The organism is Bacillus sp. PK3_68 (genome assembly GCF_003600835.1).
Taxonomy (GTDB): Bacteria; Bacillota; Bacilli; order Bacillales; family Domibacillaceae; genus Pseudobacillus.
Map to the genome: position 1 here is coordinate 472,985 of NZ_NQYC01000001.1, position 12,939 is coordinate 485,923.

The 12,939-nt window shown below is 42.5% G+C and carries 13 protein-coding genes and 2 pseudogenes; 4 read left to right on the top strand and 11 right to left on the bottom strand.

What is annotated here, in order from left to right; translation table 11 throughout:
• Positions 1 to 35: 35 nt before the first annotated feature.
• The 8 genes from mobB to CJ483_RS02335 all read right to left on the bottom strand — a co-directional run bounded on the left by mobB (position 36) and on the right by CJ483_RS02335 (position 6,828).
• Complete coding sequence (mobB, locus tag CJ483_RS02295; protein WP_120031553.1) at positions 36 to 563, bottom strand: molybdopterin-guanine dinucleotide biosynthesis protein B; 528 nt, start codon at positions 561 to 563, stop codon at positions 36 to 38.
• A complete protein-coding gene (locus CJ483_RS02300; RefSeq protein WP_120031555.1) occupies positions 548 to 1,813 on the bottom strand; it encodes a molybdopterin molybdotransferase MoeA in 1,266 nt (421 codons plus the stop codon). The genes mobB and CJ483_RS02300 overlap by 16 nt, the downstream gene beginning before the upstream one ends.
• Before the next feature lie 303 nt (positions 1,814 to 2,116).
• Positions 2,117 to 3,124 carry a zinc-binding dehydrogenase gene (locus CJ483_RS02305; protein WP_120037749.1) on the bottom strand — a complete coding sequence of 336 codons (1,008 nt, stop codon included), beginning with the start codon at positions 3,122 to 3,124 and terminating at the stop codon, positions 2,117 to 2,119.
• A gap of 882 nt (positions 3,125 to 4,006) precedes the next feature.
• On the bottom strand, positions 4,007 to 4,351 hold the full coding sequence (locus CJ483_RS02315; protein WP_182916939.1) for a hypothetical protein: 345 nt from the start codon (positions 4,349 to 4,351) through the stop codon (positions 4,007 to 4,009).
• Between the two features lie 259 nt (positions 4,352 to 4,610).
• A complete protein-coding gene (locus CJ483_RS02320; protein WP_120031559.1) occupies positions 4,611 to 4,931 on the bottom strand; it encodes a 2Fe-2S iron-sulfur cluster-binding protein in 321 nt (106 codons plus the stop codon).
• 154 nt (positions 4,932 to 5,085) lie between these two features.
• On the bottom strand, positions 5,086 to 6,222 hold the full coding sequence (locus tag CJ483_RS02325; RefSeq protein WP_120031561.1) for a zinc-dependent alcohol dehydrogenase: 1,137 nt from the start codon (positions 6,220 to 6,222) through the stop codon (positions 5,086 to 5,088).
• Positions 6,223 to 6,239: 17 nt separating this feature from the next.
• The gene (locus tag CJ483_RS02330) at positions 6,240 to 6,602 is read right to left on the bottom strand and encodes a spore coat protein (RefSeq protein WP_120031563.1); all 363 of its coding nucleotides are present in this window, start codon (positions 6,600 to 6,602) and stop codon (positions 6,240 to 6,242) included.
• A gap of 10 nt (positions 6,603 to 6,612) precedes the next feature.
• Positions 6,613 to 6,828 (bottom strand): spore coat protein, encoded by a 216-nt coding sequence (locus CJ483_RS02335; protein WP_120031565.1) that lies wholly within the window; start codon positions 6,826 to 6,828, stop codon positions 6,613 to 6,615.
• Positions 6,829 to 7,019: 191 nt separating this feature from the next.
• On the opposite strand from CJ483_RS02335, the gene CJ483_RS02340 reads away from it, so the two are divergent.
• Positions 7,020 to 7,226, top strand: a complete 207-nt coding sequence (locus CJ483_RS02340) for a hypothetical protein (RefSeq protein ID WP_120031567.1) — start codon at positions 7,020 to 7,022, stop codon at positions 7,224 to 7,226.
• Positions 7,223 to 7,522: a spore coat protein gene (locus tag CJ483_RS02345; protein ID WP_120031569.1), complete on the top strand. Its 300-nt coding sequence runs from the start codon at positions 7,223 to 7,225 to the stop codon at positions 7,520 to 7,522. Before CJ483_RS02340 ends, CJ483_RS02345 begins: the two co-directional genes overlap by 4 nt.
• A gap of 116 nt (positions 7,523 to 7,638) precedes the next feature.
• Here the strand turns inward: CJ483_RS02345 and CJ483_RS02350 are convergent, their stop codons facing one another.
• Positions 7,639 to 8,841, bottom strand: coding sequence for a M28 family peptidase (locus tag CJ483_RS02350; RefSeq protein ID WP_120031571.1), 1,203 nt, complete (start codon positions 8,839 to 8,841; stop codon positions 7,639 to 7,641).
• The gene (locus tag CJ483_RS24215) at positions 8,772 to 9,035 is read right to left on the bottom strand and encodes a hypothetical protein (protein WP_142927204.1); all 264 of its coding nucleotides are present in this window, start codon (positions 9,033 to 9,035) and stop codon (positions 8,772 to 8,774) included. The genes CJ483_RS02350 and CJ483_RS24215 overlap by 70 nt, the downstream gene beginning before the upstream one ends.
• Positions 9,036 to 9,448: 413 nt before the next feature.
• Between CJ483_RS24215 and CJ483_RS02355 the strand changes: the two genes are divergently transcribed.
• Together CJ483_RS02355 and CJ483_RS02360 are read left to right on the top strand one after the other, a co-directional pair.
• Complete coding sequence (locus tag CJ483_RS02355) at positions 9,449 to 10,246, top strand: SDR family NAD(P)-dependent oxidoreductase (RefSeq protein ID WP_120031573.1); 798 nt, start codon at positions 9,449 to 9,451, stop codon at positions 10,244 to 10,246.
• 139 nt (positions 10,247 to 10,385) lie between these two features.
• Positions 10,386 to 11,797 (top strand): annotated as a pseudogene (locus CJ483_RS02360) (FMN-binding glutamate synthase family protein).
• Here CJ483_RS02360 and CJ483_RS02365 read toward each other — a convergent pair.
• Positions 11,798 to 12,915, bottom strand: a pseudogene (locus tag CJ483_RS02365) (GerAB/ArcD/ProY family transporter).
• Positions 12,916 to 12,939 lie beyond the last annotated feature (24 nt).

The window sequence follows — 12,939 nt, forward strand, 5'->3', positions numbered from 1 at the left end:
AGTATGCTCCAGATAAGCGAAAGGGCCTCTGATTATCAAACTAGACTGTTGCGCATGTAGCTCACAAACCAATTTATATACCTCTCTTCTTCTGAAAGCAGAAATACGGGACAGGTCGGCTGCTGCAGCGCAATGGGCTTCCAGCTAATCACCGCTTGAACGTTTACCAGTTGTTCAAGTAATTCCAGTTCGTGCGGCTCTTTAATTAAAACAACTTTTGGATACCCGGCTCGTTTGTATCCCTCAATTAATAGCAAATCGACAGGAAAGCTGTTATACAGCGGTAGAATCTCTTCAAGCCGCCAGTTTGTTTTCGCAGCTGTTATTTGCAAAACACCGCCGCCTTCTACCCCTGCGGCAAGCGCTCCCGCCTGCCGATGCCTTTCGCTGTCCTTGTAATCTTTAGGTCTATCTGGTGTTCCCCCGTGGCCGTGATGCTTTAAAGAAGCTACCGTCCATCCCTGCCGTCCTGCCTCTGCAATCAATTTGGCCATTAATGTTGTTTTTCCGCTGTTCTGATAGCCGGTCACTTGAAGAATAGGCTTGTTCACCCCCAAGGCCATTCGCTGCCCTCATGAGAATCAAGCAGCAGTACATCAACCAGGTCGCCTTGCTGGAAGCCCCTTGTACCACCGGGCAATACCATCAACACGTCTGTATAGGCAAGTACAGCTACTGCGTTGGATTTATTGAAACCGCTTGGATCTACACGCAGAAAACCAGTCTCCATATCAATGGAACTCCTGACGAAGCGAGTGAATGGATTAGGCTTTAAAAAGTCGGCCGCCAGCTCCGCTTTCACCTTTTTTAAATGCGGCTTCTCAGAAAATGAGCGGTGAACAACAATCGGTCGAACAAATAATTCAAATCCAACATAACAGGCGGAAGGATTCCCTGACAGACCAAATAAAATCTTACCTTCCGTCTTGGCAACCGTCGTTACACTTCCCGGCCGCATCGCTACTTTATTAAAGAGCACTTCAGCACCAATCTTTGCATAAATATCCGGCAACAGATCAAAATCTCCAACCGATACCCCTCCAGTAGTGATAAGTATATCTACTGTCTGCAGAGCTTCTTGGATAGCAGTAAGACAAAGATCAAATTGATCAGGCAGCTTTCCGAAATAAAGCGGCTCTGCTCCTGCTCTTTTAATCTGAGCAAGAATCATATGAGCATTGCTGTTGCGGATTTTCCCTGGCTCTAGTTTCTCCTCTACATCCAACAGCTCCGACCCCGTTGCAAACACACCGATAACTGGTTGTTTGGCTACTTCTACCGTGCTATAGCCAAATGTCGCTAAGAGAGCCATTACACCGGGATTTATGTATTCTCCTTTTTGAACAAGCACTTTGCCTTCCTGTGTATCTTCACCGGCAAAAGAAACATTGTCACCGGATGAAAACGGCCGTTTAATCGTCATATACTTGTCTGCCCCATCGGAATGTTCAGCTGTCAATTCAAACATAACAACGGCATCACACGAATCAGGAATTTGCGCCCCTGTCATAATTCTGACTGCTTCCCGCTCTTTCACTTCTCCATTGAATAGATCTCCTGCTCCAATCTCTCCAACTATGCGAAAGGTGAGAGGATTGTCTCTTGTAGCTGTTTTGGAATCCTGCGCTCTAATGGCAAAGCCGTCATACGGAGAACGGTCAAAAGGTGGCACAGGATGTTTCGCAATGACATCTTCTGCAAGCCTCCGCCCATAAGCTTGATCAATATGTATGGTTTCTTTTGTCCCGTTGCCAGCCAGATCCATTACCTTTCTTACAGCTTCGGCAACGGGAATAGGTGTTCTTTTTTCCAACTTCTCCTGTCTCCTCTTTTGGTTAAATTTGATCACTCTCTGAATATCCCTTGAGTATTTTATAAAACAAGATAGCTGCAGTGTCACAGTTTATTTTATTTAGTGTATCGTAAAACACGTATAGGTTCAAAACACCGGCATAGCCTAAGTACAGACAAAGCTTACTTTCCCTCTTGGATCAATTAAAAACATTTGTTTTTTTACTGTAAACTCTCACGAGAAACTAAAGAGGGCAAAGACTTGTGAACGTCCTGCCGCATTGGGTGCAACATTTGTACGTTATCTTTAGTGGTTTTATCATTCTTACTCCGGTATTTCCAATATAATTTTACCGAATTGATGCCCTTTTTCCATATACGATTGAGCTTTAGCTGCTTCCTCCAGCGAAAAGACTTGGTCAATTGCTGGCCTTATCTGATGCTCTTCAAAGAACTGGATCATATCTTCAAAGTCACGCGAACTCCCCATGGTTGATCCCATGACATTCAAATGCTTAAAAAATAAACGAGGAAGAACAAGGTCAGGAACAGGGCCGGTTGTAGCTCCAAAACTTACAATCCTCCCGCCTGGCTTAGCTAATTGAATTAAATCATTAAACGTTTGTCCTCCTACGCCGTCAATTGCAAGGTCTGCGCCCCCCATCTGTGCTTTTAAATCTTTCACATATGTATCCTTGCGGTAATTTACTCCACCCTTTGCTCCTAAATCTCTCGCTTTCTCTATTTTTTCCTTACTGCTTGAGGTTACAAACACATTTGCCCCTGCAGCCACAGCAATTTGCAAAGCAAAAAGTGCTACTCCACTGCCAATTCCCGGAATCAACACCGTTTCGCCTTGTTTCACTTTCCCTCTAACCACAACTGCCCGGTAAGCAGTTAACGCCGATAATGGGATGGATGCCGCTTCTTCCATGGATAAATATTCTGGCTTATTGTACACATTTTCAGCAGGGACAGCTACATACTGAGCATAGGTGCCATCTGTCGGCATTCCTAATATAGAATAATCCGGCCCATTGAAATGATCACTATCTCCCCAGTTCAAGGAAGGATTAATAATAACTTCGCTTCCTAGTTCTCTCCCTTTTACATTTTCCCCTAAACCAGCTATTTCTCCGGCTCCATCCGCCCCGAGAATTGATGGCAGCTTCATTCCCGGGTATTGTCCATAAGTAATCCATACGTCCCTTCGATTAAGTGAAGCATATTTTAGTCGCACTAGTATCTCATTTGGCTGCGGCACAGGAGTGTCCACCTCTTCATACACTAGTTGATCAGGTCCTCCTATTTCTTTTAAAACGATAGCTTTCATCCCATCTTCCCCCTTTTCAAAATTCTTCTCTACCCCAAAAATAACTGAATAATCAGTAAATAACAACTTTTCTGCTCTCCTTTTCGATACTATCTGTTTCCAGCCAGTTACTAAATTTCTTGTGAATGGCTTAAGAGCAAATGCTTTTCTATTAGGCATGTAAAGAGCGAGAGAAAATCGATTATATCCTTTTTACAGCGTCATTTCGTGACTGTTAAAGCCCTATCTCTATTGATAGAAGAAATGATTCGTTGATAGCATTTTTTAACGATGAGCGGCTTTAATGGGACATTAAACAGCCTTTTATCGGGGGGGATTCGAAAAAGAGGATCAGTGGAAAACTTCTCCTTGAATCTTACGATTGATGTGATAAGGATGATCCTTACTTCATTATTGATTAGGATAAATTTCAGACGGTAACCCTTGGTATTGTCTCTATACATTTTAACATTCATGTCAGTGAGGCTGTTTCTAGATTTCCAAGCTACTAATCTATCTTCTCTGGCTTGGAAACGAACCGTCCTTTTTTCAAACACAGCAAAACAAGACATTTCTCATTTAATAATTATAGCTTTCTCTTCCATTATGAGACCTCTCCTTTAGTTTATATCTATAAATAAGTTAGGTAGGAACTAGCTGTTTTATAGAAATCAATTGCTTGTCCGATCAGTACTCTGTTTCGAAAGAGATGGACAGTCAAAAATTAGGCAGTCTAAGCCTGCCTATCTGTCAGCTTTCATCTGCCTAAAATAACCCTATGTTGTTTATCTGCTTAAACAATAGACTTGACCAGCAGTAAAACTTTGCTAATCATTGCTAATGGTTTTTAGTTCCTTTTTCACAACGAACAGCTGCATGTCGTTCTGCTGCCACCTCGATTGCTTACCAGTAGTAGCCCGGATAACCGTATCCATATGGATAACCATAGGCATAAGGGTAGCCATAAGCATAAGGAGCAAGCAAGGCGCCTCCTAATAACCCTGCAGTAAAACCTCCGAGGAACGGATAACCAAAGCCGTAATAAGGGTAGCCAAAACCAAAGCCGAATGGACGGCCAAAGCCAAGCGGTCTGCCGAAGCCAAACGGTCTGCCAAAGCCAAACGGTCTGCCAAAGCCAGATGGGCGGCCGATCCTTCCGATCCTCATATCGTCATCAATGGCCTGCTCTTCCGCTGTATTTTCGTCATAAAAAGGCTCTTCTGGCAAGTATTGAGTCTCTATGTTCATAAAAAGCGCCTCCGTCTCTTTAAAAGTGGATGTCAATAAATCATATGCCTTAATGATTTATTTTCTTGGGCGCTTTTTTAATTTGTAATTATTCACAAAAGACGGCTTAACGGCAAAAGCATTCGATCTTCTTCTGTTCATATTATACTGAAACAGCGTTTAATATTTAGTTTATTTTACAATGAGCTTGTGCAGATATCCTTTGAACGAGCGGCTATTTGGACAGATGTCATCCCTCTTCTTATGTCTTTCATTATACTTATTCAGCGGGTCTTGGACCTGCCTTCAAGCCGGAATTTTTCATAGTCAATATAGGTCGCACCGTCACATCCCCATTTACATAAACTTGACAGGACAGTCGCAGAAGATCTTCAATTCCTTTTTCGGAGAAGGCCTGTTTTTCAGCGTTAGTTACTTCATAATATTCACCCGCCAGCACCTCTACTCGACAAGTCGTACATCTTGCTTTTCCGCCGCATTGGTGAAGGATGTCTACGCCGTTATCCTCCAATGCTAAGACTAGCTTCCTGCCTTTCTCCACCTCAAACTCTCCATGACCTATCACAGTGATAATCGGCATTACGTAGCCACCTCTCAGAAAACATTTTGGTTGCTCTTTCTTTTCATACAATTACATCAAGTGTCGGTTAAAAGGCTGATTTGTATACGGGGGCTCAAGAAAGATAAAGATAAAAAAGCCGGCAAATATGCTGGCTTTTTGCTGAAAAAGTATCTCAGGGCTTTAAAATAACTTTAATACAACCGTCTGTTCTTGTATCGAATATTTCATATCCGTGCTTTGCTTGATCGAGCGGCAACACGTGTGTGATTACGTCACCTAAATCCACTTTCCCTTCAGTCATCATTTCGTATAAACGCGGCATCACCGGAATGACTGGCGCCTGGCCAGTTTTAATATCTACATTTCGCTGAAAAATGTCACCAAGCGGAAAACCGTTGTACCGACCGCCATAGGCGCCCGTTACCTGAATAGTTCCTGCCTTCCTCACAGCTTGGGAAGCGATGGTTATCCCACTCATAGCCCCGCCGTGAAGCTTTAAGCCTGACGCAAGAAATTCCATCGGAGTCATCTTCCCGCTCATCCCCGAACAATCAATCACGACATCAGCTCCGCCATGAGTAATTTCCTTTAGGTAGTTTCCTGTGTTCTCATGTTGTTCAAGATTAACCGTTTCTACTTTATTCGTCTTTTGAGCATGGTTCAAGCGGTATTGAAGATGATCAACAGCAATCACTCTTTCTGCTCCTTTTAACCAGGCAAATTTTTGGGCAAGCAATCCGACCGGCCCGCAACCTAAAATGATAACCGTATCGCCGTTCTTTACTCCTGCATGATCAACGCTCCAATAAGCTGTTGATGCAGCATCCGCCAGTAAAACTAGTTTTTCATCCTCTATTTCACAGTTCTCTGGAATTTTGAAAGGAGTGAAATTTCCGTAAGGGACACGCAAATATTCAGCCTGACCGCCAGCGTACCCACCCGTAGTTTCAGAATAGCCCAAAAATCCACCCATGTCTCCGTGCGGGTTTGAGTTGTCACACTGGCTCGTTACATCATTTTTACAATACCAGCATTCACCACAGCTAACGTTAAAAGGGATGATAACACGATCTCCTTTTTTTACTTTCGTTACTTCAGGGCCTACTTCCTCAACGATGCCCACTGGCTCGTGACCGATAATGTAATCCGTTGGCATATTGGGAATGAGTCCGTGGATTAAATGAAGATCTGAGCCGCATATAGCTGAAGCGGTTACTTTGACAAGAATGTCATCCGCTTTCTCAATTGTCGGATCTGTTACATCCTTCACACGGACATCTTTTAAACCTTGATACGTCACGGCCTTCATAAATGTTTCTCCTCCTTTTACTGGTCAGGCGTTGCCATCATACCCTGTCGGTCTGTGTCAACAGGAAAAAGAGTCATCTCAGCAATATCAAGCGCCATTGCTGCTGACTTCAAATCTAATTCCACTTGCTTTCCGACATCATACGGATAGAGCCACCCTTTATTCATCATCAGCTCGGAAGCCTCCTCGTGTAAATCCAACGCTTGTTCCAGCTGCCGATATAGAGTATCTCTTACTTCTGGGCTCGCCGTTTCTGTCACAGCAAATGCATAATTGCGAATGCTATTTTTAATAGCTAACAAAAAATCCAAAGCGATAGCGGCATCTGTTTTCTCAAGCATTCCTTCAGCATTTGCAGGATCTAAAAAATCCATTTTCATCTTTTTCACCTCATTGCGTATAGTCGGTTCGAGCTTTATTGTATAGTTCCTGTAATTCCCGAATAGCTTGAATGGACTGTTGGACATCTTTTTCCATTAATTTTTTTAAATCATTATCAAGACAAAGCCCCTGCATCGTTTTAGATTTGAGCAAACCAACAGTTTTCATATTAAAAATTTCATGAGCCTCCATCGTTTCATGATAACCCATTGCTTCTTGCGTCATTTTGTTCACCTCCGCCGTCTTAACAGCGTTATTTTCCCTCCAGCAGCAACTATCTATACAAAGGCTATGAATGTGGGCAACAAAACTGTTGAAAGCGTTAGTACAGCTCATTGGTTGTTCCGAGACACAGGGATAATCGTTACACGATTACATAACCTAAACAGGTACACAATAAGTAGGGAGGGAAAAAGGTGAAACATTCTTTAGGACTTCATGAGACAGTGGATGCACATGAATTACTTACATTTAAAAATCTTTGTGTGACAAAGTCAGCACTAATGAGCGGGCTAGTAAAGGATGAGGAATTAAAAACATTACTTGAAAATGATGCCACTATCGGGCAAGGACACATACAGCAGCTACAAGCCTTTCTCAAGAAAGGAGGAAGTTATTCATGAATCAAATTGTAAAGAGCCTTGTAGGAATGGGCGGAATGACAGATCAAGTCATCGCCACAGATTTTCTAATTTCAGCAAAAGAAGGAGTTAGAAACCTTGCGGTAACCCTTACAGAAACAGCTACACCTGAGTTACGGTCCACATTAAGAGAACAGCTGAGAACAGCGATTGAGACACATAAGAATATCAGCAACTATATGATAAATAAGGGGTATTACCATCCAGGCAAGTTAAACGAACAGTTGCAGGTGGACTTCCAAGCGGCCCAGGCTGCGATCAATATGGTTAAAGATTAACTCTTTCACCTATATAAAATGATGAAAGTATGTAAATCGTAAAAAGGGTACCTAGAAGCAAGCTTCCAGGCACCCTCTTGTTTTTTCTTCACAATCTGCCAAGCAAGAACAGACTGTTATAGCGGACGATTTTCAAATGGCGGCTCTACTGGTTTTGGCGCTACTTTGGAGCGCTCTAGAGCCGGTGTATCTTTGCGGGCAATTTGATAAATGCCGGCACTTACTACTTTTGCCATGTTCTCCATTTTTTCTTTGCTGATTTTATCAATTGTATCCGTTGGCTGATGGTATTCCGGCTCTAACGGTGCATAGGTGAAAACAGCTGCCGGAATACCGCCGTCGTGGAATGGCTGATGATCACTCCGGCCCACTTTTCCATAAGTAAGCGGACTGAACACACGCGTGCTTGCAGAAGCGCCAGTATTCGTAACAATGTTTCTCTCGCCATCTACTGTAAACATGATCATGTCTCCTGCATTTTTACTGCCGACCATGTCAAAATTAAACATGCCAACAGAACGGTCTTTTTCTTCGCTCGTTAAAGTGGAAACATAATGATAAGATCCAAGCAAGCCAAGCTCCTCAGCTCCAAATGTAAGGAACCGTATTTCCGTGTCTGTTTGCTGGTTACTCAGGACACGGGCAATCTCCAGATTCACGGCTACACCGGAAGCATTATCGCTTGCACCTGGTGAGCCAGGCACGGAATCATGGTGAGATCCAACATAGAGAATCTGTCCAGTGTCATGATTTTTATGAGCCTTTTTCGTAGCAATAACGTTATAGGATGTTTTGGTGACCATGGCAGCTCCAAGAACTTTTACAGTTGCTGTCACTGTCTGCTCTTTCTCAATCGAAGCTTTCAATTTATCTCCCTCTGCCTTTGTTAAGCCGAGTGTGGGCACAAACTCACCAGTGGAAGGAAGGTTACTTTTTAAGGCACCAGCTACATTATTGTAAATAAGGACTGCTTTCGCCCCCGCTGCTGTTGCATTAGCGACTTTGTCAGCAAAAGCGATCGTTCCTCGTTCAACGAGCGCAATTTTTCCTTTTAAATCCTTCCCGGCAAAATCAGACGCTTCTCCAAGGCCTGCATAGGCTATTTCCCCTGTTATTCCTGCACTCGGCGTATTAGGAGAATACTTGAAAGCAGTTGGTTTAAAGTTTTGTTCAGCTTGCCCTTCAATTTTTAAAGAAACTTCTTGCGCTTCTTGGTAAGTTTGAAAGTCAAACGGCTGGATGTTTACATCTAATCCATAGGAACGATACTGGGATACAATATAGTCAACTGCTCTTTTCTCTGCTTCCGTGCCTGCCACACGCTCACCAATTCCGACCGATAATTCTGATACATGCTTATAAATTTTTTCAGCATCAATTTTTTGATGATTTTGTTGTCAAATGCCTGCGTTGATGCCTCTACAGCAGCCGGTGTGTTGTATACTGAGAGTGGCATCACCATCATACCTGCTGCAATAGTCCCTGATAATACTGCCTTTTTCCATTGATTCATTCCATCCCCCTCTTTCTCCATTTCTATTAACTTTTTTAATGTTTAGTAAATATGTAAGTTCTTGATAATCATATAACAAAGTAAGCGTTTTCCAAATAGGCTATTATCCGTATATTCATCGATAATAAACAAAATTTTCAGACAATAAATAGGCATATACACCTATATAGCAAGCAGCCCAAAGATACCTTTTTCCTAAGATACCTTCTCTTCCGGTTGTTAGCTATTTAACTATTACAATCGTTATCTAGAAGGTCCAGGTATCTATCCCTCTTTACTCTATCCATGAGCAATAATCCGACAATGCTGTCTCAACAAAATGAATTTATTTACATGTATTGGTACATCTGGCAACCAATCTGCTATACTATTTAAATAGTTCAGAATACTTTTCGGAAAAGGAGCAAGAAGGAATGAACGTACATACGCAATTTAACGGGAAGGTCTGCCTTATCACAGGGGCAGGCAGTGATGAGGGCATTGGTTTTGCCGCAGCTAAAATTATCGGGGGGCTCGGCGGCAAACTTGCCATTACCTCAACGACTGAGAGAATTTATGAACGTGAAAAGGAATTAAGAGCAAAAGGAATTGAAGCAAAAGGCTATACAGCTGATTTAATGGATTTTGAACAGGCACAACAGCTGATCAAACACATTGTAAAAGATTTTGGAAAAATTGATATCCTTATTAACAATGCAGGAATGGGACAAGTCGGCTCACCTGAAAAGTTCATTCCTTTCGTAGAATTAGACACGGAAGAATGGAATGTTTCCATTTCGCGTAATTTATCTACCTGTTTTCATGTCACCCGCGCTGTCCTACCACAAATGATTGAACATGAATATGGAAGAATCGTCAACGTCTCCTCCGTTACAGGTCCACTTGTTAGCAATCCCGGAGAAACCGGATACAGTGCAGCTAAGGCAGCCATGGTTGGCATGAGCAGAGGTATTTCTATTGAAGTTGCCAAGCATAATATTACGGTCAATAATGTAGCCCCGGGGTGGATTGCAACCGGTTCACAGACAGATCACGAAAGAATTGCAGGAGAAAATACACCGATGGGCAGAAATGGACATCCCGATGAAGTTGGGCATTTAATTACGTTTCTGGCGTCGGAACAGGCTTCTTATATTACGGGACAGCTTTTCGTTGTCGATGGTGGCAACACCATTCAGGATTATAAAGGCCCTCGTGAACATTATTATTAAGTGCTGGTTCCCTTTCGATTCTAGAAAGAGACGTTTTTTATCTGATCAGCCAATCATTTTCTGCTTTATGAATAAATAAAGAACAAATAGGAGATAATGCGGGCAGCTACTGAATTTGCCATACATTCAAGGAGAGAACATGCCAAACATTTTAACCTATTTCATATTCGGAATGACTATATTATTATTTGTTCTTATGCTTTGTTTACTCGCTGGCTGGCGTCTGATTGTCAAACGAGTGGTACAGCAGGCCGGCAAAATCATTTTAACGGACACCTATCAGGAGAACATTATGGAGCTCATTCCTGGATTTCGACATATGGGCATTCAAAACACACTCGAAAATAGCCTTCGTGCGGAAACAGGCAAGGTTCTTCACCGGCCGCTCGGCTCTTCAAAAAAGTGGCCTCATTTAGAGTCCATTACTTTTATCCCTGCACAGACGTCTCCTTTTCCAGTCAGCAGCGAAGAAGAGATAGATATCGAAGTAACCATTGGGCCAAAAGCAAAAAAACCATTGAGAATTCCCATTCCATTAATGATCAGCGGAATGGGATATGGCGTTTCTCTTAGTGAACAGGCACGGCTTTCTTTAGCTAGAGCAGCCAAAAGCACAGGAACAGCTCTTAACTCTGGTGAAGGCGGAGTATTGCCTGAAGAGCTAAGCGCTGCTGGAAAGTATATTCTACAATTCTCCAAAACGGAATGGGGAAAAGAAGAAAAGCTGATCAAACACGCGGATATGATTGAAATTAAATTGGGGCAAGGAGCCTTGTTTGGAATGGGCACCCATATTCCGCCCGATGACTTAACAGGCGATGCTCGTAAAGTTATGGGACTGGAAAAAGGGGAAATGGCCATTATTCACGAACATTTTTTGAGAATCAAACATTGAATGATGTAAAAGAACTTGTGCAACAACTTCGGAAGCTGTCAGGAGGTGTGCCGATCGGTGTAAAAATAGGGGCAGGTGGCAAAATTGAAGAAGATATTGATCACCTACTTGCTATGGATATCGATTACATTGCTATCGACGGCGGACAAGCTGCTACATACGGTTCTCCTCCTATTTTATCTGATGATTTCGGCATTCCAACTTTGCATGCGATCGTCCGGGCTGTCAATCATTTAGAACAGAGAAATATGAAAAAACAAATGAGTTTAATTGTTTCTGGCGGGATGCTTACCCCTGGGCACTTTTTGAAGGCGCTTGCTCTTGGAGCCGATGCGGTCTATTTAGGTTCTCCGATACTATTTGCCATGTCACATGGTCAATCAATCACCCCTCTTCCGTTTGAGCCCCCTACACAGGTGGTCTGGTATAACGGCAAGCTTAAAAACCAGTTTGACGTTGAAGAAGGAGCAAAAGCGGCAGAAAAGTTCTTGATAGCAAGCACTGAAGAAATGAAAACTGCCTTACGAGCAATGGGCAAGCGCTCGCTGAAAGAGTTATCAAAAAGAGATTTAGTTTCATATGATCAGTCTACCGCTCAAATGGCCGGTATTCCCTTTTCATTTGAACCATGGGCAGACATTCATAAAAAGGAATAGTCACTGTTCCGCTCGTTTCATCTGTCTGGATTGCTCCTTCCTGCCCCTCTTTCGTATGAGAGCGATGACCAATAAACATAGCGGAAGAAGTGTCTGGATCAGCAGCGAATAAAAAGGGAAGGACTGATTTTCATCTCGGGCGAATGCCATTGTGTCCGGGATCGACCAAAAACTAAATTCAGCAATTAAAATACCAATCGGCCAGATAATGAAACGGTAACTAGAAAGATTCAACCACTGGGCCGTTCCTAAGACAATAACATAATAAAAAACTGAAAGCTTTACAAACGCTCCCATAATCCAAATAGCCATGACGATCGCATCAAGGTTTTCAAAAAAATCGGCCCAGCTAATATAGCGGCTAGCATTCATTAAAGGATAGATTTTAGATGAAGTGGTTACCCCCAGAACAAAAAGAGTAGTTAAGCTGACAGCAATGAGTGTAACCATGACAGCCAATACAATGATCAATCCTTGTTTAAGCGCTTTTTTCCCATCTGACAAAGAAGGCAGAAAGAAGGCAATCAAAAAAAATTCAGCAAACCACCCACTTAGTATAACAGCCCCTTTTATCGGAGGAATCACCCCCTCTTCCAGCACTGGTAATATATTTTTAATTTCAAAATTAGGGCTCAGCAAAAAAATCAGAATGATAAGCGGAACAAAAAAAACTGGGAAAAACAGCTGGGTTATTCTTCCTATAGTTTCCAATCCTCCCTGCACAGCAAAGGCACAAAGAAGAAGCATCGAGGCAATCACAACACTGATCGGAGTTTTAAACAAAAAGGAGCTGGCAATGAATTCACTATAGGAACGAACAATTTGTCCTGTTATTTCGATATAAAACAATAAAATAAAAAAACGACTACTTTTCCCATGAAGCGGCCAATGATTTGTTCAGTGGATTGAACGATAGTTTGGCCTGGATACAGTTTATGTAATTGAACAGCTATATACACGGTGACAAATCCGATAAACGAGGCGATAATGGGCGACAGCCATAGATCTTGTTTAGCATACCCCGCCGTCACACTGGGAACTGAAAGAATAGCGGTAGCAAGAATGGTTGGGTACATCATCATAGACATTTGCAGGGTTGAAATTTTACCTTCCTTCATCCATGTTCCTCTTTTCTTGAGTAA